16 protein-coding genes, 1 pseudogene and 1 riboswitch are annotated in these 21,817 nt (G+C 70.9%); of the genes and pseudogenes, 5 read left to right on the top strand and 12 right to left on the bottom strand.

The window, feature by feature from the left end; all coding sequences use genetic code 11:
• Positions 1-9: 9 nt before the first annotated feature.
• A complete protein-coding gene (locus tag ACQEU8_RS28125) occupies positions 10-606 on the bottom strand; it encodes a TetR/AcrR family transcriptional regulator (RefSeq protein ID WP_433105918.1) in 597 nt (198 codons plus the stop codon).
• 168 nt (positions 607-774) lie between these two features.
• Here ACQEU8_RS28125 and ACQEU8_RS28120 point away from each other — a divergent pair, with 168 nt between their 5' ends.
• A complete protein-coding gene (locus ACQEU8_RS28120; protein WP_433105916.1) occupies positions 775-1,734 on the top strand; it encodes an alpha/beta hydrolase family protein in 960 nt (319 codons plus the stop codon).
• A gap of 273 nt (positions 1,735-2,007) precedes the next feature.
• Here ACQEU8_RS28120 and arsM read toward each other — a convergent pair whose 3' ends face one another.
• Complete coding sequence (gene arsM / locus ACQEU8_RS28115; RefSeq protein WP_433105914.1) at positions 2,008-2,886, bottom strand: arsenite methyltransferase; 879 nt, start codon at positions 2,884-2,886, stop codon at positions 2,008-2,010.
• A 226-nt stretch (positions 2,887-3,112) separates the two neighbouring features.
• Here arsM and ACQEU8_RS28110 point away from each other — a divergent pair, with 226 nt between their 5' ends.
• On the top strand, positions 3,113-4,582 hold the full coding sequence (locus tag ACQEU8_RS28110; protein ID WP_433105912.1) for a glyceraldehyde-3-phosphate dehydrogenase: 1,470 nt from the start codon (positions 3,113-3,115) through the stop codon (positions 4,580-4,582).
• Positions 4,583-4,813: 231 nt separating this feature from the next.
• Positions 4,814-7,033, top strand: a complete 2,220-nt coding sequence (locus tag ACQEU8_RS28105; RefSeq protein WP_433105910.1) for an NADP-dependent isocitrate dehydrogenase — start codon at positions 4,814-4,816, stop codon at positions 7,031-7,033.
• Between the two features lie 120 nt (positions 7,034-7,153).
• On the opposite strand, the gene ACQEU8_RS28100 is transcribed toward ACQEU8_RS28105, so the two are convergent.
• Entirely contained in the window at positions 7,154-8,494 is a 1,341-nt protein-coding gene (locus tag ACQEU8_RS28100) for a DUF5685 family protein (protein ID WP_433105908.1), read from the bottom strand.
• A gap of 420 nt (positions 8,495-8,914) precedes the next feature.
• Between ACQEU8_RS28100 and thrS the strand changes: the two genes are divergently transcribed.
• Entirely contained in the window at positions 8,915-10,147 is a 1,233-nt protein-coding gene (thrS, locus tag ACQEU8_RS28095) for a threonine--tRNA ligase (RefSeq protein WP_433105906.1), read from the top strand.
• 26 nt (positions 10,148-10,173) lie between these two features.
• Here thrS and ACQEU8_RS28090 read toward each other — a convergent pair whose 3' ends face one another.
• From ACQEU8_RS28090 to ACQEU8_RS28055, 8 genes and pseudogenes are all read right to left on the bottom strand, one after another.
• Positions 10,174-10,989: a (2Fe-2S)-binding protein gene (locus ACQEU8_RS28090; RefSeq protein WP_433105904.1), complete on the bottom strand. Its 816-nt coding sequence runs from the start codon at positions 10,987-10,989 to the stop codon at positions 10,174-10,176.
• Positions 10,986-11,783 (bottom strand): ABC transporter ATP-binding protein, encoded by a 798-nt coding sequence (locus tag ACQEU8_RS28085; RefSeq protein WP_433105902.1) that lies wholly within the window; start codon positions 11,781-11,783, stop codon positions 10,986-10,988. Before ACQEU8_RS28085 ends, ACQEU8_RS28090 begins: the two co-directional genes overlap by 4 nt.
• The gene (locus ACQEU8_RS28080) at positions 11,780-12,805 is read right to left on the bottom strand and encodes a FecCD family ABC transporter permease (RefSeq protein ID WP_433105900.1); all 1,026 of its coding nucleotides are present in this window, start codon (positions 12,803-12,805) and stop codon (positions 11,780-11,782) included. Before ACQEU8_RS28080 ends, ACQEU8_RS28085 begins: the two co-directional genes overlap by 4 nt.
• Before the next feature lie 4 nt (positions 12,806-12,809).
• On the bottom strand, positions 12,810-13,823 hold the full coding sequence (locus ACQEU8_RS28075; RefSeq protein WP_433105898.1) for an ABC transporter substrate-binding protein: 1,014 nt from the start codon (positions 13,821-13,823) through the stop codon (positions 12,810-12,812).
• Positions 13,824-14,011: 188 nt separating this feature from the next.
• Positions 14,012-14,770: pseudogene (locus ACQEU8_RS28070) on the bottom strand (ABC transporter ATP-binding protein); the annotation flags it as partial.
• Positions 14,767-15,933, bottom strand: coding sequence for a FecCD family ABC transporter permease (locus ACQEU8_RS28065; RefSeq protein ID WP_433108776.1), 1,167 nt, complete (start codon positions 15,931-15,933; stop codon positions 14,767-14,769). The pseudogene ACQEU8_RS28070 and the gene ACQEU8_RS28065, both read right to left, overlap by 4 nt.
• A gap of 68 nt (positions 15,934-16,001) precedes the next feature.
• A complete protein-coding gene (locus ACQEU8_RS28060) occupies positions 16,002-17,042 on the bottom strand; it encodes an ABC transporter substrate-binding protein (protein WP_433105896.1) in 1,041 nt (346 codons plus the stop codon).
• Between the two features lie 68 nt (positions 17,043-17,110).
• Positions 17,111-17,292, bottom strand: a riboswitch (cobalamin riboswitch).
• Positions 17,293-17,738: 446 nt separating this feature from the next.
• Complete coding sequence (locus ACQEU8_RS28055; protein WP_433105894.1) at positions 17,739-18,470, bottom strand: hypothetical protein; 732 nt, start codon at positions 18,468-18,470, stop codon at positions 17,739-17,741.
• A gap of 160 nt (positions 18,471-18,630) precedes the next feature.
• Between ACQEU8_RS28055 and ACQEU8_RS28050 the strand changes: the two genes are divergently transcribed.
• Positions 18,631-20,871, top strand: coding sequence for a terpene synthase family protein (locus tag ACQEU8_RS28050; RefSeq protein WP_433105892.1), 2,241 nt, complete (start codon positions 18,631-18,633; stop codon positions 20,869-20,871).
• Here ACQEU8_RS28050 and ACQEU8_RS28045 read toward each other — a convergent pair.
• The gene (locus tag ACQEU8_RS28045) at positions 20,786-21,790 is read right to left on the bottom strand and encodes a DMT family transporter (RefSeq protein WP_433105890.1); all 1,005 of its coding nucleotides are present in this window, start codon (positions 21,788-21,790) and stop codon (positions 20,786-20,788) included. The two genes, ACQEU8_RS28050 and ACQEU8_RS28045, sit on opposite strands and share 86 nt — an antisense overlap.
• Positions 21,791-21,817: the final 27 nt, after the last annotated feature.

Here is a 21,817-nt window from a genome sequence, read left to right as displayed (position 1 = left end):
GCCGGGGCATCAGGACGGCTGCGGGTGTTGTAGGCCTCGTAGGAGTAGTTCGATCAGGCGGTGGGGGTCGTAGTGGGGGTCGGTGTCGCGGGTGATGCAGAGGTTGCCGATGCCGCGCATCAGTTCGTAGGCCTGGGTGCCGGGGCTGATTTCGCCGGCGGCGGCTGCGGCGTCGAGTAGTTGGGCGCAGACGGGCACGAGGCGGTCGAGGAAGTAGGTGTGGAGCGCTTCGAAGCCGCTGCTGTCGGATTGCAGGGCGTTGGCGAGGCCGTGCTTCGTGACCAGGAAGTCCACGAAGAGGTCGACCCATTCACGGAGTGCCGCGAGGGGAGAGTCGGCGTCGGCCAGCAGGTTCGGGCCGGCCTCGGCGCACTCCTCGACCTGGTGGCGGTAGACGGCGACGACGAGATCCGCCCGGGTCGGGAAGTGGCGATAGATCGTTCCCATCCCGACGCCTGCCTTGGCCGCGATCTCGCGGATCGGCGCGTCGACGCCGGAGGTGACGAATACCGCGGCGGCCGCGGCGAGCAGCGCCTGCTGGTTGCGCTGCGCGTCGGCCCGTTTGGTTCGGGCCGGTGCCTGCCCGGAGTGGCCTGCAGTGGACACCGCGCTCTCCTTCCGATGGCCATTGACGAAACGGAACAGCGCTCCGTATCGTCAATCGGAACAACGCTCCGCTTTCAGCCTAGCTGAAGCCGGATGCTTCTGCCTGCCTCCCCCTGCCGTCAGTCGTATCGGACCGGCGCTGGAGGCCATCGAATGGACAAATGCCTCATGAGTGAATCGACTTACCCTGCCGACACCTTCGGCTCGCCCGCTCCCGTCCTCTCGGTCAGCCCTGTGGTGCTGCCGGCTCCCGGCCGGGCCGTGGACCTGGAGGTACGTGTCTCCGCGCCCGTGACCGGGGGCGACCTGCCGGTCATCCTCCTCTCGCATGGTCAGGGCTTCTCGAACCACCTCTCCTCACTGAACGGCTACGCACCTCTCGCCAACTTCTGGGCTGCGCACGGCTTTGTCGTGATCCAGCCCACCCATCTGAGCTCGCGGACGCTGAGCCTGGCCCCCGATACCCCCGGTGCGCCGATGTACTGGCGATCGCGGGCCGAGGACATGACGCGCATCCTGGACCAGTTCGACGTCATCGAGGCCGCCGTCCCGCAACTCGTCGGGCGCCTGGACCGGAGCAAGGTCGCCGTGGCCGGGCACTCGATGGGCGGGCACACCGCGAGCCTGCTGCTGGGCGCCCGGCTCATCGATCCGGACGACGGAGCGGAAGTGAACCTGACCGAGCCGCGGATCAAGGCGGGCGTACTGCTTGCCGCGCCCGGCAGGGGTGGCGACGCGCTCACCGAGTCCGTGGCCGAGAATTTCGCCTTCCTCCTGACCACGGACTTCTCCACGATGACGACGCCCGCGCTCGTGGTCGCCGGTGACAAGGACATCTCCGACCATCTGACGGTTCGAGGCCCGGACTGGCACGCCGATCCGTACGTCCTCTCCCCGGGCCCCAAGTCCCTGCTCACCCTGTTCGGCGCGGAGCACGGGCTCGGCGGGGTCTCCGGATACGACGTCGCCGAGACGACGGACGAGAACCCCGTGCGGGTGTCCGCAGTCCAGCGGCTCACCTGGGCGTACCTCCGAACCGAGCTCTGCCCCGGGGACTCCGCCTGGCAGGCGGCGCGCGACGCGCTGACGAGCAGCCCCGACCCGCTCGGACGGATCGAATCCAAGTAGCCCCGCAGGGCCATCGTTTCGGAGCGGGTGTCACCGACGATGGTCGGATGTGGTGACCCACTGAGCTGGTGAAGGCGAGCTGGTGACGGTAGCCGTGTTGCCCGGCGTGGGCCGCAACACTTCGTCAGCCGGTATCGATCCCGCACAGCATGAGGGGCACGCCGCGCAGCGCCACGTCATGGTGGGGAGGACGGCGGGTTCGCCGTCCTTTGCGGCTACGACCCCGGGCTCCGCGTGCCTCCGCTGCGTGCCAAGTCCGGCCACGGGCCCGCGTCATGCCCGGGCATCGGCTCCGTCACGTCCGGCCGTCGACTCGGCTGTGGTGGTCGGCTTGGTGGCGCGGACCAGGGCGGAGTGCATGCCGTCGGCCACCTGGTGGGTCGGGGTGATCTCGACGGCCGTGAATCCCGCGGCCTCCAGCCCTCGGCGGTACTCGGCGAACGACAGCGCGCCCGCGATGCAGCCGACGTAATCGCCGCGTTCGGCTCGCTGTGCGGGGGTGAGGTGATCGTCCGCGACGACATCGGAGACGCCGATACGGCCACCGGGGCGCAGGACGCGGAACGCCTCGGCGAAGACGGCGGGCTTGTCGGTGGAGAGGTTGATGACGCAGTTGGAGATGATGACGTCGATGGTGTTCGCGGGCAGCGGTACGGCCTCGATGGTGCCCTTGAGGAACTCGACGTTGGTCGCGCCGGCCTTTCTCGCGTTGGCGAGGGCCAGGGCGAGCATTTCCTCGGTCATGTCCAGGCCGTACGCCTTGCCGGTGGGGCCGACGCGTCGGGCGGAGAGCAGGACGTCGATGCCGCCGCCGGAGCCGAGGTCGAGGACGCGTTCGCCCTCGTGGAGTTCGGCGACTGCGGTCGGGTTGCCGCAGCCCAGGGAGGCGGCGACGGTCTCGGCGGGCAGGCCCTCGCGCTGATCGGCCGCGTAGAGCTGGGCGCCGAAGTTGTCGCCGACCTCGGCCCCGGTCCCGGCCTCGCCCCCGGGCCCCGCCTCGGCCCCTGGCCCCGCCTCGGCCCCGGACCCGGACCCCGACCCCGCCTCGCCCGACTCCGGCCCGCAGCACGCCGCGTTTCCCTCGGCCACCTGGATCGCTGCGGCCGCGTACCGTCGGCGGACGGTCTCGCGCAGCTCATCGGTCTCGCTCATGACGCACTCCTGGGAGGTAAGGGCCGGCTACTGGGGATGAAGCCGGCTGTGTACCGGTGCTGGTGCTGTTTCGATGTTCTTGAATTCAAGGGTGCGCGCTGAATCGACAGTCGTCAAGATAGAAGCTCGTCGAATCAGGGGGGACCCCGGCGAGGGGGTGGCCGGTCGAACGCCTGTAGGGGCGGGGGTTAACATGTGAGCACCGCCTAGCTCGAAAGATAAATCTGTGACTGTCAACGACGACGTGTTCACCAACTGGAAGCACCGCGAGGAAATCGCGGAGTCGATGATCCCGATCATCGGGAAGCTGCACCGGGAGCGGGACGTAACGGTCCTGCTGCACAGCCGCTCCTTGGTGAACAAGTCGGTGATCAGCATCCTGAAGGCCCATCGGTTCGCCCGGCAGATTGCCGGCGCCGAGCTGTCGGTCACCGAGACGCTGCCGTTCCTGCAAGCGCTCGCCGCGCTCGATCTCGGCCCCTCCCAGATCGACATCGGCATGCTCGCCGCGACGTACAAGGCCGACGACCGCGGTCTGTCGGTCGAGGAGTTCACCGCGCGGGCCGTCGCCGGTGCCACGGGCGCCGACGCGACTGAACGCCGTGCGTCGCGGGACGTAGTGCTCTACGGGTTCGGCCGCATCGGCCGTCTCCTCGCCCGCCTGCTGATAGAGAAGGCGGGCTCCGGCAACGGGCTGCGGCTGCGCGCCATCGTCGTCCGCAAGGGCGCGGGCCAGGATCTCGTCAAGCGCGCCTCGCTGCTGCGCCGCGACTCGATCCACGGCCAGTTCCAGGGCACGATCACCGTCGACGAGGCGAACAGCACGATCATCGCCAACGGCAACGAGATCAAGGTGATCTACTCCGACGACCCGACGTCGGTGGATTACACGGCGTACGGCATCAAGGACGCCATCCTCATCGACAACACCGGCAGGTGGCGCGACCGCGAGGGGCTGTCCAAGCATCTGCGCCCCGGTGTCGACAAGGTGATTCTGACCGCGCCGGGCAAGGGCGATGTGCCCAACGTGGTGCACGGCGTCAACCACGACATGATCAAGCCGGACGAGCAGATCATCTCCTGCGCGTCCTGCACCACCAACGCGATCGTCCCGCCGCTGAAGGCGATGGCGGACGAGTTCGGGGTGCTGCGCGGTCATGTGGAGACCGTTCACTCGTTCACCAACGATCAGAACCTGCTGGACAACTACCACAAATCCGACCGGCGTGGCCGCTCGGCGCCGCTCAACATGGTCATCACCGAAACCGGTGCCGCCTCCGCCGTAGCCAAGGCGCTGCCGGACCTCAAGGCGAAGATCACGGGCAGCTCGATCCGCGTTCCGGTGCCGGATGTCTCGATCGCCATCCTCAATCTGCAGCTCGCCCGCGAGACCAGCCGCGAGGAGGTCCTCGACCATCTCCGCGATGTCTCCCTGACCTCGCCGCTCAAGCGTCAGATCGACTTCATCAGCGCCCCCGACGCGGTCTCCAACGACTTCATCGGCTCGCGCCACGCCTCGATCGTCGACGCCGGTGCCACCAAGGTCGACGGCGACAACGCGATTCTGTACCTGTGGTACGACAACGAGTTCGGCTACTCCTGCCAGGTCATCCGCGTCGTTCAGTACGTCTCCGGGACGGAGTACCCGACGTACCCGGCCCCGGCGTCGGCTCCCGCGTCGGCCCCGGCCGGCTGATCTCGCGAACCGATTTCGCGGACCGTTCTTGCGGACCGATTTCGCGAAGCGATCTCGCGCACCGTCCGGGCGGCTCGACTTCCGCTTGTCGAGCGGCCCGGACGGCTACCCGTCCTCCCTCGCGCGGTGTGTCCCCCGCGCGCAGGCGGCCAAGCGCGGGCCGCTTTACTCCGGCGCCGCCCGACGGGATATCTTGATATCGAGACGATGTAGACGCGAAGCGGAGTAGCGGTGACTGACTCGACCATCATCTATACGCACACTGACGAGGCCCCGGCCCTGGCGACGTATTCGTTCCTGCCCGTGGTCGAGGCATACGCCTCGACGGCCGGTGTCGCCGTCGAGAGCCGCGACATCTCCCTGGCCGGTCGGATCATCGCCAGCTTCCCCGAGCGCCTGGAGGAGAACCAGCGCATCGAGGACGCCCTGGCGCAGCTCGGCGAGCTGGCCAAGACCCCGCAGGCCAACATCATCAAGCTGCCGAACATCTCGGCGTCCATCCCGCAGCTCAAGGCCGCCATCGCGGAGTTGCAGGAGAAGGGGTACGCGCTGCCGGACTACCCGGACGACCCGCAGACCGACGAGGAGCGGGAGGTGCGCGCCCGCTACGACAAGGTCAAGGGCAGCGCCGTCAACCCGGTCCTGCGCGAGGGCAACTCCGACCGCCGCGCCCCGGCCTCCGTGAAGAACTACGCCAAGGCCAACCCGCACCGTATGGGCGAGTGGCGCGCCGACTCGAAGACGAACGTCGCGCACATGGACGGCGACGACTTCCGCTCCACCGAGAAGTCCGTCGTACTGGCCCAGGACGGCGCGCTCCGTATCGAGCTGCACGGCGACGACGGCTCCACCACCGTGCTGCGCGAGTCGGTGCCGGTGCAGGCGGGCGAGGTCGTCGACGCCGCCGTCATGCGGGTGGCCGCGCTGCGTGAGTTCCTGACCGCGCAGGTCGAGCGGGCCAAGGCGGAGGGTGTGCTGTTCTCGGTGCACCTGAAGGCGACGATGATGAAGGTGTCCGACCCGATCATCTTCGGTCACACCGTCCGCGCCTTCTTCCCGAAGACCTTCGCCACCTACGGTGACAAGCTGGCCGCCGCCGGTCTGACCCCGAACGACGGTCTGGGCGGCATCTTCAAGGGCCTGGAGTCGCTGCCGGAGGGCGACAAGATCAAGGCGTCCTTCGACGCGGAGCTGGCCCAGGGCCCGGACCTGGCGATGGTCGACTCGCACCGCGGCATCACCAACCTGCATGTGCCCAGCGACGTCATCGTGGACGCCTCCATGCCCGCGATGATCCGTACCTCGGGCCACATGTGGAACAAGGACGACCAGGAGCAGGACGCGCTCGCGGTCATCCCCGACAGCAGCTACGCGGGCATCTACCAGGCCGTCATCGACGACTGCCGCGCCAACGGCGCCTTCGACCCGGCCACCATGGGCTCCGTGCCCAACGTCGGCCTGATGGCGCAGAAGGCCGAGGAGTACGGCAGCCACGACAAGACGTTCGAGATCCCGACCACCGGTACGGTGCGGGTCCTCGACGGCGAGGGCGAGCTGGTGCTGGAGCAGGCGGTCGGCGAGGGCGACATCTTCCGGATGTGCCAGACCAAGGACGTGCCGATCCAGGACTGGGTCAAGCTGGCCGTCACCCGCGCCCGCGCCACCGGCGACCCGGCCGTCTTCTGGCTGGACGAGACCCGGGCGCACGACAAGAACCTGATCCGGAAGGTCCGCGAGTACCTGCCGCTGCACGACACCGAGGGCCTGCGGATCGAGATCATGTCCCCGGCCGACGCGATGACGTTCTCCCTGGAGCGCATCCGCCGCGGTGAGAACACCATCTCCGTCACCGGCAACGTGCTGCGCGACTACCTCACCGACCTGTTCCCGATCATGGAGCTGGGCACCAGCGCCAAGATGCTCTCCGTCGTACCGCTGATCAACGGCGGCGGGCTGTTCGAGACGGGCGCCGGCGGCTCGGCCCCCAAGCACGTGCAGCAGCTCGTCAAGGAGAACTACCTGCGCTGGGACAGCCTGGGCGAGTTCCTCGCGCTGGCCGTCAGCTTCGAGCACCTGGCGCACAAGGCGGGCAACCCGCGGGCGCAGATCCTCGCGGACACCCTCGACCGCGCCACCGGCACGCTGCTGAACGAGAACAAGTCGCCGAGCCGCAAGCTCGGCAGCATCGACAACCGCGGCAGCCACTTCTACCTCGCCCTGTACTGGGCGCAGGAGCTGGCCAAGCAGACCGAGGACGCGCAGCTCGCGCAGGCGTTCTCCGGGCTGGCCAAGACGCTGGCCGAGCAGGAGCAGACGATCGTCGACGAACTCCTCGCCGTCCAGGGCTCGCCCGCCGACATCGGCGGCTACTACCAGCCGTCCCCCGAGAAGGCGGCGGCCGTGATGCGCCCGTCGAAGACCTTCAACGACGCGTTGGCTTCGCTGGGCTGACGCAGCACCCCGCCATGCGGGAGGGCCCGGGAACGGTGGTGACCGTTCCCGGGCCCTTCTGTTGTCGCGACGACCGTCATGTCGGGGCGCCTGTCTTGTGACGTACGACGGCGGGTTCCGTCAGCAGTCGCACCCGCAGTCGCAGTCGCAGCAGCCGCCGCCACCATCGCCGCCGCCGCCGCTTTCGCCGCCGCTGTTGCAGCAGTTGCTGCAGCAGTCGCACCAGTCGCAGCAGTCGGAGCAGAGGCCTTCGCGCTTGCGGCGGGACCAGGGGCCCTCGTACTCCGAGGCGCAGCACAGCTGGCAGGTGCAGCACAGTCCGACGAAGGCCGCGCAGCCGGCGAAGAAGCCGCGAGGGGGGCGCTGGTTGGGGGAGTTGGGGTTGTGGCTGCCGCCAGGGCCGCCGCCCCAGCCGCCCCAGTCGTTGCCGCCGCCGGGTGGCATCTGGCCGCCGCCGCCCGCGTACGGGTTGCCGGGGCCGTTGAGGTTCTGCGGGGCCTGGCCGTAGGGAGGCCGGCCCTGCGGGGGATGGCCGTACGGCTGCTGGTACGGGTTGCCGGGAGCGGGGCCGGGGCCGGGGGCGTGGGCGGTGGTGTGCGTGCACGTCGTCGTGCCGAACGCGCGGTCCACGGCGCGCGGCAGCTCGTGCACCAGCAGGACGTGTGCCAGCCGCGGGTCGGCGAATTCCACGTCGCGCAGCGCGAGTCGGATGCCGTGCACCGCGTCGTCGCACAGCCGGCGGGTCTCGGCGCGGGTGGCGCCGGTGGCGTTGATCGGGTTCCAGGCGCCCTCGGCGGCGTCCGTGACCCGGTCCTCGACCGCGTCCAGCAGATGGGCGAGGCGCCCGAAGAGCCGGCCCGCCTCGGCGAGCGGGGCGGCGTTGTGCGGCTTGCCGGCCAGCGTCGCGGTGTGCGCGAAGGCCGCGGCCGTCGCCGTCTCGGTGGGCTCGGTGACGGCTGTCAGCGCGGTGCCGGGGCCCGCGGCGCGCTCCACGTCGGTCTGCCGGTCCACGGCGTCGACCAGGACGGCCGTGTCGAAGCCCAGCGTGCTGCCGGTACGGGCACCGGCCCGGTCCCAGCCGGAGGCTATCCGGCGCGCTGCGGCAGCCACCGGACGGCGGCGCAGCAGCCCGTCCCGGTCGGCTATGTGGTCCCGCACCTTCGCCGAGGCCAGCACCAGCGACACCGAGGCCGCCAGCCGTGCCCCCTCGCCCTGTGCGACGGACGCGGTCCGCATACCGCGCAACGGGCACGGCCCCGCGGTGCGGCGCCCGGCGGTGGCGACACCGGTCTGCGCGTCCGTCAGTACGGAGATGAGCAGCCCGTCGTAGTTCGTCACCACCCGGGCGAACTGCCCGTGGTCGCCCCGCAGCGCGAGACAGAGCCCGCACAGATGCGCCATCCACTCGGTCCTGAGCCCCTCCGACAGTCGGTGCTTGCAGGGCCTGACGATTCCGAACACGAGCTCCCCCGTACGTCATTCGACTGCTGTGGTGCATGCGCAGTGCCGGATGCTACCGACTGTCCCCCCGGTTGCCACGGGCCCCCTGCCTCTCCCTCCCAACTCCCGTCGCCGCAGGTCAGGTTGGCTGGGAGGGGGACGGGGAAACGGGTCCGTATCGCGAGACGGCGCCGGGCAACGTGACGAACTCGGGCGGCGGCAGCGGGCGGCAGGCGGCGGAAAACCCCGCGACCACCGCGCCCGCCCTCTGCTACGTTCCCTCCCATGCAGCGTGCCGTACGCATCTCCAGGACGACGACGCCGGACCAGGTCCCGGCGCGCTGACCGACGTACCACGTACCACCGAAGCCCCGGGCCGAGCGCCCGGGGCTTTGTCGTCCGCTCCCTCGGGTGTCCGCCCGCACGACGAGGGAGAGCCGTATGACCGCCCACCACGACCACCGTTCGCTCGGCCGCGAGCTGGGTCTCTTCGGCACCGATCCGCTGATCGGGGCCGGTCTGCCGTACTGGCTGCCGGACGGGGCCACCGTCCGGCACGCGCTGGAGGAGTACATCCGCACCGCCGAGCGCCGCGCGGGCTATCAGCATGTGTACTCGCCGGTGCTGGGAAAGCGCGAGCTGTACGAACTGTCCGGGCACTGGGCGCACTACGCCGACGACATGTTTCCTCCGCTGAAGGTGGGCGAGGGGAGCGAAGGCGAAGAGTTCGTGCTCCGGCCCAGCCTGTGTCCGCACCACGCGGTCATCTACCGGTCCCGCTCCCACAGCTACCGCGAACTGCCGCTGCGCATGGCGGAGCTGGGCGCCATGTACCGGTCGGAGCGTTCCGGCGTGCTCGGCGGGCTGACCCGGGTACGGGCCATCCAGCTGAACGACGCGCACATCTTCTGCACCCTCGACCAGGTGGCCGCCGAGGCGCGGGCGGCGCTGGAGCTGATCCGCGACGCCTATCTGGCGCTCGGCATCGCGGCGGCCCGCTACCGGCTCTCCCTCCCGGCCCCCGGCGGCAAGTACGTGGCAGATCCCGGCAAATGGCGGCAGGCCACCGCGCTGCTGACCGAGGTGCTGGACGAGGCGGGGCTGCCGTACGAGGCGGCGGAGGGCGAGGCCGCGTTCTACGGGCCGAAGATCGATGTGCAGATCGCCGACGCGGCGGGCCGGGAGTCGACCCTCTCCACCGTGCAGATCGACCTCCACCAGCCCGAACGCTTCGACCTGCACTACATCGGTGCGGACGGCGCCAGGCACCGGCCCGTGATGGTGCACCGGGCCGTCATCGGCAGCGTCGAACGTGCCGTAGCGCAGCTGATCGAGGTGCACGGTGGCGCGTTCCCCGGCTGGCTGGCGCCCACCCAAGTCGTGGCGCTGCCGGTGTCCGAGGCGCAGGTTCCCGACGGCGAGGCGCTGGTGCAGCGCTGTGCCGCCGCCGGTCTGCGCGCGGAACTCGCCGCACCGGAACGGGGCAGCCTGGGCGCCCGGGTACGGGAAGCGCGGCTCGTCCCGTACCAGGCGGTGATCGGGCCCCGGGAGGCCGCCGAGGGGTGCCTCGCGGTGCGGCTGCGTGACGGTCGCCGCCTCGACTCGCTGCCAGTCGAGGAGGCGCTGGCTAGTATCACCGGACTCGTCGGGCAGCACAGCACCGAGCTGTGGTGACTGCGCCTCGGAGGTCGGGAACCCGCTCAGCGGGCGGCGTACGCCCGTAGCCGGTCGGCCCGTGGAGTCAGGCAGCAGCTGACGCAGCGAACCGCCTCCGCGCTGGTGTAGTAGAGGCAGCAGGTGTTGCGGAGGTAGTGCAGGCGGCTGGTGCCGTCGGTGCGGGTGACCTCGGCGAGTTCGCCGAGCCGGGCCAGCCGCGGCAGCGGGGCGGTGAACTCCGCCCAGCGCCGGGCCAGTTCACCGGCCGGACGAGGTGCGGCGGCGCTCAGCGCGGTGGCGCAGCCGTGGGCCACCCCGCCGTGCAGTTGCCGCAGCCCGGCGCGGGTGGCCCGGTGCAGCGCGGCGGCGAGCGGCAGCAGATGGGTGTCCAGCACGGCCTCGTGGAGGGCGGCCAGGCCGGCTCCGCGGTCCTCGGCCGGCGCCGCGAGCAGCCGCGGGACGCGCAGCCGTACGCCCGCGATGCCATGCGTGCCCGGCCGTACCAGGACGTTGTGCGGCCGCACGTCCCACACCCGGCCGTCGAGCACCCAGCCCAGCATCGCCGCCGCCGTCACCCGCCCCGCGTACACCGCGATCAAGGTGAGCGCGGCCGCATGTGCCGTACGGTGCCCGCTGCCCTCCCACTCGGCGGTCAGCAGCCGCCGCAGCTCGGCGGTGCCCGGGCCGGGCTCCGGGTCCACGAGCTGGTCGGCGGGCAGCCACTCGCCCGCGTCCGCTTCGGCGGCGGGTGGGTCGCCCGGCAGCATGTGGTAGCGCGGGCCGTGCGCCGACGCGAGGTCCGTCAGTTCGATCAGCGCCGTCAACTCGTCCAGCAGCACAGGCGCCCGGCGTCCGCTCATCGGCGCTGCACCTCCTTCGGCGGCAGGTACACCACGGTCGGCGCACCGGTCTCAGGATGCACGCTCACCTCGGCCCGTATCCCGTACACCCGGGCCAGCAGACCAGGCGTCAGCACTTCTTCCGGCGCACCGTCCGCCACCACCCGCCCGGCCTGGAGCACATACAGCCGGTCGCAGAAGTACGCGGCGAGGTTGAGGTCGTGCAGGGCGAGCAGACCGGTGGCGGGCAGCTTCCGCACCAGCGCCAGCAGCTCCCACTGGTAGCGCACGTCCAGATGGTTGGTCGGCTCGTCCAGGACGAGCAGCGCGGGGTCCTGCACCAGCGCGCGGGCCACCACCACGCGCTGCCGTTCCCCTCCCGACAGCTCGTCGAAGGGCCGCCCGGCCAGCGCGGCGGCCCCCGTACGCTCCAGCGCCTCGGCGACCAGTGCCGCGTCCCGCGCGGTGTCGCCCTCCCAGAACCGCTTGTGCGGGGAGCGGCCCATGGCCACCACCTGCGCTGCGGTCAGCCCGAAGCCGCCGCCCGTGTCCTGCGGCACGGCCGCCACCCGCCGGGCCCGCGCCTTGACGCTCAGCGCCGCCGCGTCGTCGCCGTCGAGCGTGATCCGGCCCCGGGTGGGCCGCAGCGTCCCGTAGACACACCGCAGCAGCGTCGTCTTGCCGCTGCCGTTCGGCCCTACGACGCCGATGGTCTCGCCGGGTGCGGCGTCGAGCGTCACCCCGTCGAGAAGGGCACGCCCCGAAGTCACCTCGTACGACAGCTCCTCGGCGCGCAGCGCACCCGGCCGTATCACGCCGACACCCCCTCGGTGCGCTGCGTACGGCGCAGCAGCCACAGGAAGAACGGTCCGCCGGTGAGCGCCGTCAGCACACCGACCGGGATCTCCTGCGGCGCGGCGACGGTACGGGCCGCCAGATCGGCCAGCACCAGGAACGCCGCCCCGCCCAGCGCCGCGACCGGCAGCAGCGCGCGGTGCCCGGCGCCGACCGCCATCCGCGCCGCGTGCGGCACCATCAGCCCGACGAAGCCGATCGCGCCGCTCACCGTCACCAGCACCGCCGTCACCAGCGAGGCCAGTACGAACGCCGCGGCGCGGAAGCGCCCCGTGTCCAGGCCGAGCACGGTGGCGCCCTCATCGCCGGCCAGCAGCAGATCCAGCGGCCTGGCCAGCGCCAGCAGCAGCACCAGCCCGGCGCCCAGCACCACAGCCGGCAGCAGCAGCGTGCCCCAGCGGGCCTGGCCGAGCCCGCCCAGCGTCCAGAAGAGGATGGCCCGCAGATGCTCGTTCTCCGAGGAGGTCACCAGGACCAGACTCGTCAGCGCCGAGAGCACGTACTGCACCGCCACTCCCGCCAGCACCAGCCGTCCCGTCGGCAGCGACGTCAGCGTTCCACCGCGCCGCGCCATCGCGTAGACGACGACCAGCGCGAGCAGCGCCCCGGCGAACGCGCCCAGCTGCATCGAGACGGCACCGATCCCCAGCACGATGACCAGCACCGCACCCGTCGAAGCGCCGGACGAGATGCCCAGCAGATAGGGGTCGGCCAGCGGATTGCGCACCAGCGCCTGCAGCACCGCGCCCACCAGGGCGAGTCCGGCCCCCACCACGGCCGCCAGCAGCACCCGCGGCAGCCGTACGTCGAGCACGATCGTGGCGAACGGCCCCGGCTGCGCGCGGCCGGTCAGCGCGGCCACCACGTCACCGAGCGGGATCCGCGCCGACCCCAGCGCCAGCCCGGCGAGGCCCCCGGCGACCAGTACGGCGACGAGCACCACGGTCACCAGCGTGCACCGCGACCCGGAACCGGCCCGCATACCGCTACTCGGCACCGTCGTCCGAGCCCTGTCCGGGATGCAGTTGGCGGGCCAGCTCGTCCACCGCGTCGGGCACCCGCGGCCCCAGCACCGCCGAGGACAGCGGCAGCACGGCGAACCGCCGGTGCTTGACGGCGGGTACGTCCGCCAGCGCCGGATCGTCCAGCAGCCGCTTCTTCTTCTGTGCGACGGTCGTCCCGCCGTAGTCGTAGATCACCACGACCTCGGGCTTGCGCTGCACGACCTTCTCCCAGGAGACATCGGCGAAGTTCTTGTCGACATCCGCGAAGACGTTGCGGCCGCCGGCCCGGTGCAGGATCTCGTTGCCGATGCCCTTGCCGCCCGCCGTGAACGCGGAGCTGTCGCCGCTGTCGTAGACGAACACCGGGGTGCGCTCCGTCCCCTTCAGCCGCCGGGCGGTGGCCGCCAGCTGCCGGTCCTGCTTCCTGATCAGCGCCTCGGCACGACGGGGCACGCCGAAGGTACGGCCGATCTCCCGGATCTCGCGGTGCAGCGTGGAGACGCCGACATCCTTGGTGCAGTTCTCCACGTTGAGCCGCGTCTTGACGCCGCTCCCGGTGAGGGCCGCGCGCTCGCGGCCTTCCGTCTTGTCGAAGGCGCTGGCGTAACCGCCGTAGACGAAGTCCGGGTTGGCGGCCAGCAGCGCCTCCTTGGACGGGTACTTCTTCGCCAGCACCTTGATGCCGCGGTACGCCTTCGCGTAGCGGGGCAGGATCCGGTCGTCGAGATAGGCGGTACCCGCCATCCGGTCCTGGAGGCCGAGGGCCAGCATGATCTCGGTGACGTGCTGGTTCATGGTCACGGCGCGCCGGGGCGGCTCGGTGAAGGTCGTCTTCACCCCGCAGTTGGTGACCGTGTACGGGAAACCCTCGGCGGAGCGGCCGGACTTCGCCGCGCCCCCGCCGGAGCCCGCACATGCGGTGAGGGATATCAGCAGCAGTGATACGAGCACCGCGCACCTGGCACCGCGCGGTGCGGCCGGTCCCGGCCGGTTCATGAGCGTCTCCTCGACGAGGTGTTGGCGTGGGTGGTCTCGCGGCGCGGCGGTGGCTTCGGGGGTTCTGCGGGCTCTGCGGGCTCCGCGGGGGTCATGGGCTCTGAGGGCTCCGGTTGCTCCGCGGGATCGGGTTGCTCCGCGGGCTCCGGTTGTTCCGGGGGATCGGGTGGCTCCGGGCGCTCGGCCGGGGGCAGGAAACGGACCGAGGGCCGGCCGTCCGTGCCGTCCCGTGTCACCACCGAGCGCACCCCGTAGACATCGGACACCAGCCGCTCCGTCAGCACCTCGCCCGGCGGGCCCGCCGCCACCGACCGGCCCTGCCGCAGCACCACCAGGTGGTCGCAGAACATCGCCGCCAAGTTGAGGTCGTGCAGGGCGATCACGCTGGTGACCGGTGTACGGACGACGAGCGCCAGCAGCTCCAGCTGATACTGGATGTCGAGGTGATTGGTGGGCTCGTCCAGCAGCAGCTCGCTCGGCCGCTGCGCCAGCGCACGCGCGATCTGCACCCGCTGCCGTTCCCCGCCCGAGAGGCTGTGCCAGGGCTGGTCGAGCCGGTCGGCGAGCCCGGTGTGCACGGCGGCCTCCCGCACCGCCGACTCGTCCCCGGCCCGGGGCCCGGACCAGACGCCGCGATGCGGGATGCGGCCGAGCCGTATGACATCGCCGACGGTCAGCTCCACGCCGGTCTCCGCGTGCTGCTCCACCACGGCCACCCGCCGGGCCACCGCACGGCGGCCCAACTCGCGCAGCGGTCTGCCGTCCAGCGTGACCACACCCGAGGAGGCCGGCCGGATACCCGCCAGCAGCCGCAACAGCGTGGACTTCCCCGAGCCGTTGGGGCCCAGCAGCCCCACCGTCTGGCCGGGCCGCAGCTCCAGGCTCACCCCGTCGACGATCAGCCGTCCGCCCGCCGTCCAGGACACCGCGTCCGCGCTCAGGCTCACAGCCCCGCACCCCCGCCCGCACGGGCGCGCCGCCCCCGGTGCAGGATCACCACGAAGGCGGGCACCCCCAGCAGTGAGGTCGCCACCCCGACCGGGAGCTCGCGCGGCGCCAGCAGGGTGCGGGCCGCGGTGTCCACCCACACCAGAAAGACCGCGCCCACCAGCGCTGTTACCGGCAGCAGCCGCCGGTGCGCGGGCCCGGTCAGCGCGCGGGCCGCGTGCGGCAGCACCAGCCCTACGAAGCCGATCGCGCCGGCCGAGCTGACGAGTACGGCCGTGAGCAGCGCGGTGACCAGCAGCAGCGTCAGCCGTACCCGCCGCACCGGTACGCCCAGCGAGGCGGCGGCCTCCGACCCGAAGGCGAAGGCGTCCAGCGCGTCGGCCCGCGCCAGGCACACCACCAGCGCCACCACCAACGCGGCCGCGCCCAGCGCCACTTCGTTCCAGTCGGCCGAACCCAGCGAACCCAGCAGCCAGAACAGCACCCCGCGGGTCTGCTCCGCGTCCGCCGAGGTGAAGACGATCAGCGAGGTCAGCGCCGAGAACAGCTGCATACCGGCGATGCCCGACAGCAGCACCCGGTCCGTGGTGCCGCCCGAGGTGTGCGCAAGCAGCAGGACCAGCGCGAATGAGAGTGCGGCGCCCGCGAAAGCGCCCGCCGACAATGAGAGGGCGCCGCCGCCCACGCCGAGCACCACCACGGCGACCGCCCCTGTGGAGGCGCCGGAGGAGACGCCCAGTACGAACGGGTCGGCAAGTGGGTTGCGGAGCAGGGACTGGAGGACGGCGCCGCACAGGCCGAGGCCGGCGCCGCACAGTGCGGCCAGCATCGCGCGAGGGAGGCGCAGTTCCACGATGATGCCCTCGCGCAGGGGTGAGACCCCCGCGTCGGCGCCGCCCAGTCGTTCTATGACGACCCGCCATACGTCGGTTACGCCGAGCCCGGCTTGGCCGACGGTGATTGCTGCGGCGATCGATATCGCGAGGGCGAGGACTCCGATCCCGCACAGGAGGGTTGCGCCTCGCGCGGTACGGAAGGCTCCGCTGAGGGGGTGCCCCTTCCTGAAGTTTGCGGGCTGCGGCTTCGTTGTGGTTGCTCGCGCAGTTCCCCGCGCTCCTGACGGGGCGCGTGTCCCCTGCGAAGCTTGGGCAGTCTGCGCCAGGGGCGCAGGGTGGGCAAGCGCAGCCCCCGGTGCCGGGTCGGCAGCAGCTTCCGAGCTCCGTTCGTCTGTCACTTCGCCAGCCCGAACTCGAGCAGCCCCCGCGCCACCTTCTCCACTCCCTCCACCGTGCGGATAGATGGATTCATCGCGGCGCCGGGGAGGAGGATGTAGCGCTTGTGGCGGACTGCTGTCATATGGCGGGTGACCGGGTCCGACTCCAGTTTCCGGATCTTGGCCTTGGCCGTCTCGGCGGTCTGGTTCTTGCGGGTCAGATCGCCCAGGACGATCACATCGGGGTCGCGGTCGGCAACCGTCTCCCAGCCGATCTGCGGCCATTCGTCACGGGTGTCGTCGAAGACGTTCTCGGCGCCCACCGCGCGGGTGATGATGCCGGGCGCTCCACAGCAGCCCGCCAGATACGGCGACTCGGAGTTGGCGAACCAGTACATGACGGAGGTGCCACGTGCGTCGACGCCCCGGGTGGCCTTCGCCACCCGCGCCTTCAGGTCGGCCACCAGCCGCTCGCCGCGCTTCCGCACGCCGAACGCCTTGGCCAGATCGCGGATCTCGCCGTAGACGGTGCTCAGTTCCAGCCGGCTGTCGCGTGCTCCGTCACCGTTGGAGCCGGACTTCTTGGCGCAGTCGGCGGGGGAGAGGTAGGTGGGCACCCCGAGGTCGGCGAACTTGCCGCGCGGGGCGACCCCGCCCTTGTCGAGGGTGGCGGAGAAGGAGGCGGTCACCAGGTCCGGGTCCGTATCGAGCACCTTCTCCAGCGCGGGGTAACCGTCGGCCAGCCGCGGCACCTTCGCGTTCTGTTTGCCGAGGCCCTTCATGACGGGGTCGGTCCAGGTGCCGGTGCCCGCCATCCGGTCGCCCAGGCCCAGCGCCAGCAGGATCTCGGTCGAGCCCTGGTCGAGGGAGACGGCCCGCCGCGGGGGCCGCTGGAGGGTGACGTCCTGCCCGCAGTTGTGCAGCGTACGGGGGTATCCGGGGGCCGTGCCCTTGCCGGACGCCTCCGTCGTGGAGCCCTCGCCGCAGCCTGCTGTGCTCAGGACGAGTGCCGGGGCGAGACCCAGCACGAGGGCGCGGATACGGCGCGGTCGGCGCATGGCCAGGTGTTCCTTCTCCGTCGTAAGGCCCAAGTCGCGGGGCCCGGCGTGCCACCGCGCCCGGGGTGGTCCGAGCGCGGGTGCCAGCAGGTCTTCGGGCTCGGGACTGTGGGGGCGTGCGCCTTCCCAGGGACGTACGTCCCCAGTGGCCTCGTGCATGCCCCAGTCCCACACCGCTGCGCGTCAGCTCCGGATTCGCACCGGATTCCCTGACCCGTTCAAGGGTTTGACTGGCGGCTGCAACGTACCACGCGGGCAGACAGCCGGAACAAGCACGGCAGAGCCGCGCAAACCGGCGGAGAGGGAGAAGGGGAAGAAAGAGACCCCGGGGCTTTACCCGGCCCCGGGGTCCTGGTTGCCGTTCGTTCGCACGCCCTGACGGTTCATGGGCGGATCGTTCGGCGATGTCCTCGCGTGGAGCCACTCCACCACGGCGCAGCGTGGATGCGCCGGCTGGGTTCGAACCAGCGTCTCGAGGTCGTCACCGCCCCGGTTGCCGGGCGATGAACGGCGATGCTGAGCTTGGAGCGAGAGGTTGAGACTGACCGGCCCCCTGTGTTCGTACAGGGCGCCGGGGGTTCACACATCAGCTTCAGCTTCAGCTTTGCGCTCCTGGCGCACCCCGGACCGAGAGGTCGTCGAACCCCTGGCCCGGGGAGTCTGTGCGGTCTTGATCGTGGGCTGCTCCCGAGTCGGTCAGGCGAAGAGGTAGCCGAAGACGGCGTCCCCGACGCGCTTGTCGGTGACCTCGGTGCCGTTGGCCTCCTCGCGGGCGAACTTCACCGCGGCGGCCAGCTTGTCCAGCCGCTCCAGCAGTTCGTTGACCCGGCGTGCGGGCAGGGCGCCGGAGTACTTGACCGTGGTCCAGTAGCCGACGGGGATGTCCTCGTAGTACACCTCGACCTGGGCCGGGTGCTTCTCCGTGGCCTCCGCCTTCACATGGTTGCGCGGCACCTTCTTGGTGCGCACCGTACGGACCTGCTCGGTCTTCCACCAGTCCGTGGACGGGTCCTTCTCCCACGCCTCCGCACCGTCCAGCACCGGCAGCTTCCGCAGGAAGGAGCCGAGCTCGCCCAGTTGCTTCTCCAGGAACAGCAGGTAGGAGACGGGTACTTCGGACAGGACGGTGCGTCCGTCGACGACGACGTCCGCACGAGCCGTGAGGTTCGCCCAGTCCTTCGTCGCCGTCACATCGAACAGCCGGGTCAGGATCTTCGCCGTTTCCTTCAGCACATCCTCGGCCTTGACCTGGACCCGCGTCGACTCCGGCGGAAGCTGCTCGCCCTCTTCGTCCTTGGGCTGGTACGTACGCGAGATACCGGCCAGCATCTGGGGCTTCGCCAGCCCGTGCTGTGCCTGCGCCAGGTCCTGGAGCACCTTGGACTTGACGCCCTTCTCGACTGCGATGATCTGATTCAGCTTCGCCACGAACGCGAAGTTAGCAGCCCGATCGCCAGCCGTTCCAGGCATTTGTTCGACGGCTTGGTAACAGAGCGGGGTCCCACGTCCGAGTGAAAAAGGATGCTCGTCATCCCGCGCCGGGTAGGCCAAGGCAGCACCCGATCCGACGACCTGGGGGACAGTGACGTTGTCGCAACCCTTCGAACTGCCCGACTTCTACGTGCCCTACCCGGCCCGGCTCAACCCGCACGTGGCCGAGGCGCGGGCCCATTCGCGGGAGTGGGCACGGGAGATGGGGATGCTGGAGGGGTCGGGGATCTGGGACACCGCCGACCTGGACGCGCACGACTACGCGCTGCTGTGCGCGTACACCCACCCCGACGCGAGCGCGGAGGATCTGGCGCTGGTCACCGACTGGTATGTGTGGGTCTTCTTCTTCGACGACCACTTCCTGGAGGAGTTCAAGCGCACCCAGGACCGGGCGGGCGGCAAGGCGTATCTCGACCGGCTGCCGCTGTTCATGCCGCTTGAGGACGACCCCGCGGCCACGGTGCCCGAACCCACCAACCCCGTCGAGGCGGGGCTGGCCGATCTGTGGGCCAGGACGGTGCCGTCGATGTCTGCGGACTGGCGCAAGCGGTTCGCCGTCAGCACCGAGAACCTGCTCAACGAGTCGCTGTGGGAGCTGTCCAACATCAACATCGGGCGGGTGCCGAACCCGGTCGAGTACATCGAGATGCGGCGCAAGGTCGGCGGCGCGCCCTGGTCGGCCGGGCTGGTGGAGTTCGCGGCGCACGCCGAGGTGCCGGCGGCTGTTGCCGCGTCCCGGCCGCTGTGCGTACTGCGCGACACCTTCTCCGACGCCGTCCATCTGCGTAACGACTTGTTCTCGTACCAGCGCGAGATCCAGGACGAGGGAGAGCTGTCCAACGGTGTGCTGGTCCTGGAGACGTTTCTGGAGTGCGGCACCCAGGAGGCCGCCGACGCCGTCAACGACCTGCTGACCTCCCGCCTCCAGCAGTTCGAGCACACCGCGCTGACCGAACTGCCCGCGCTCTGCGCCGACGAGGGACTGGACGCGGCGGCGTGCGCCGATATCGCCGCCTACACCAAGGGACTTCAGGACTGGCAGTCCGGCGGCCACGAGTGGCACATGCGCTCCAGCCGCTATATGAACGGCGGCGGCGTGGACGGCACCGGCCCGGCGCGGCTGCCGTTCGTCCCGGCCGGTCTCGGCACCTCTGCGGCCGATGTGCTGCGCCCGCAGACCCGGGCGCAGGTACGCCGCGCCCGCTCCTTCACCCACGTACCGCACGAGCGCACCGGGCCCTCGGTGCTGCCCGACTTCGAGATGCCGTTCGAGCACCGGCTCAGCCCGCACCTGGGCGGCGCCCGGGAACGGCTCGTCGACTGGGCCCACACGATGGGCCTGCTGGACCCGCAGCCGGATGTGCCCGGCAGCCGGGTGTGGGACGAGGAGCTGATCCGGGACTACGATCTGCCGCTGTGCGCCGCCGGACTGCACCCGGACGCGACGGCCGACGAGCTCGATCTGGCCTCCGCCTGGCTGGCCTGGGGCACCTGGGGTGACGACTACTATCCGGCCCGCTTCGGCCGCACCCGCGATCTGGCGGGCGCCAAGGAGTGCACCCGGCGGCTGTCCCACTTCATGCCCGTCGACGGCGAACCGCCCCCGCCTCCGGCGAGCCCCTTCGAGCGTTCACTGGCCGATCTGTGGGTCAGGACGGCGGGCCCGATGAGCCCCGCCAAGCGCCGGCGGTTCCGCACCGCCATCGAGACCATGGCCGAGAGCTGGCTGTGGGAGCTCGACAACCAGGCGCAGAACCGCATCCCCGACCCCGTCGACTATGTGGAGATGCGGCGCAGGACCTTCGGCTCCGATCTGACGATGAGCTTGTGCCGGCTCACCCAGCCGGACACCATCCCGGAGGAGATCTACCGCAGCGGCCCGATGAAGTCGCTGGAGAACGCCGCCGCCGACTACGCCTGTCTGCTCAACGACGTCTTCTCGTACCAGAAGGAGATCGAGTTCGAGGGCGAGCTGCACAACGGGCTGCTGGTCGTCCGCGACTTCTTCGACTGCGACTATCCGACGGCACTGCGCATCGTGGACGACCTGATGAAGTCACGGATGCGGCAGTTCCAGCATGTGGCCGCGCACGAGTTCCCCGTCCTCTACGACGACTTCGCGCTGGACGAGGCGGGCCGGGCGGCGCTGGACGGCTATGTGCGGGAGCTGGAGAACTGGATGGCGGGCATCCTGGTGTGGCATCACGACTGCCGCCGCTACAAGGAGGCGGATCTGCGCCGCCACTTCCTGCCTACGTGGCCGTTCGACGGGCCTGCGGGGCTGGGGACGTCGGCTGCGCGGCTGGGCCGGTCTGCTGCGGGTCTGACGGCGCCGTAGCGGGGTCGGTCACGGTGCCGGGGCGCGGGGGGCGTGGTGTGCGGCTGCGCGAGCGTGAGACCGCCACCCCCGCCAGGCACAGCAGTCCGCCCGCCAGGGTCAGCCAGCCGGGCACCTCGTCCAGGAAGAGCCAGGACATCAGGACGACGAGGAAGGGCACCACGTACGTCGTGGAGCCCATCCGTCCTGCGGTGGTGCGGGACAGCGCGTAGGCCCAGGTCGAGAAGGCCAGCGCGGTGGGGAACACGCCCAGATAGACCGTGTTGAGCGTGGCCGCCAGGGGCGCGTCCGCCGCCTGGGAGACCAGTTGGCCGCTGAACGGCAGGCAGGCGACGAAGCCGATCAGGCAGCCGAACGCGGTGACCTGGAGCGGCGAGGCGTGCCGCAGCGCGGGCTTCTGGCTGATGACCCCGACGGCGTAGGCAACGGCTGCCAGCACGCACAGCGCGGCCCCAAGTGGCGAGGAGCTGCCGCCCTCGGAGACGGACAGGCCGACGACGACGGCGCCCGCGAAGGACACCGCCATCCCGGCCAGCAGCCGGCGGGGGAAGCCCTCCTTGAGCAGCCAGCCGCCGAGCACCGCCATCAGGATGGGCCCGATGTTGACGACCATCGCGGCCGTGCCCGCGTCCACCAGCCGCTCGCCCCAGTTGAGCGCCACCATGTAGCCGCCGAACCACAGGACGCCCGAGGTGATGATGCCGGGCCAGGCGGCCTTGGGCGGGAGCCCTTCGCGCCGGACGAGCAGCACCGCGCACAGCACCAGGGCGCCGGCCCCGAGCCGTCCCAGTGCCAGGGCACCTGGGCTGTAGTGCTCGCCCGCACTGCGTATGGAGACGAATGCCGAGGCCCACAGCACCACCGTGATTCCGGCTGCTGCCAGCGCCGTGGCCTCGGCGCGTCCCTTGCCTGCCGCCATGAGGGCTCCTTCTGGTTCACCGACCGC

Source organism: Streptomyces sp. CA-250714 (assembly GCF_050936705.1).
In the GTDB taxonomy this organism is placed as follows: domain Bacteria; phylum Actinomycetota; class Actinomycetes; order Streptomycetales; family Streptomycetaceae; genus Streptomyces.
Note: the sequence above shows the minus strand (reverse complement) of the source record. Positions and strands in the feature narration are given on the sequence as shown.

Bases quoted from the DNA above. Each gene is read 5' to 3' on its own strand.
- ACQEU8_RS28120 (WP_433105916.1), top strand. From the start codon at position 775: ATGAGTGAATCGACTTACCCTGCCGACACCTTCGGCTCGCCCGCTCCC.
- arsM (WP_433105914.1), bottom strand. From the start codon at position 2,886: ATGAGCGAGACCGATGAGCTGCGCGAGACCGTCCGCCGACGGTACGCG.
- thrS (WP_433105906.1), top strand. From the start codon at position 8,915: ATGACCGCCCACCACGACCACCGTTCGCTCGGCCGCGAGCTGGGTCTC.
- ACQEU8_RS28090 (WP_433105904.1), bottom strand. From the start codon at position 10,989: ATGAGCGGACGCCGGGCGCCTGTGCTGCTGGACGAGTTGACGGCGCTG.
- ACQEU8_RS28080 (WP_433105900.1), bottom strand. From the start codon at position 12,805: ATGCGGGCCGGTTCCGGGTCGCGGTGCACGCTGGTGACCGTGGTGCTC.
- ACQEU8_RS28075 (WP_433105898.1), bottom strand. From the start codon at position 13,823: ATGAACCGGCCGGGACCGGCCGCACCGCGCGGTGCCAGGTGCGCGGTG.
- ACQEU8_RS28060 (WP_433105896.1), bottom strand. From the start codon at position 17,042: ATGCGCCGACCGCGCCGTATCCGCGCCCTCGTGCTGGGTCTCGCCCCG.
- ACQEU8_RS28045 (WP_433105890.1), bottom strand. From the start codon at position 21,790: ATGGCGGCAGGCAAGGGACGCGCCGAGGCCACGGCGCTGGCAGCAGCC.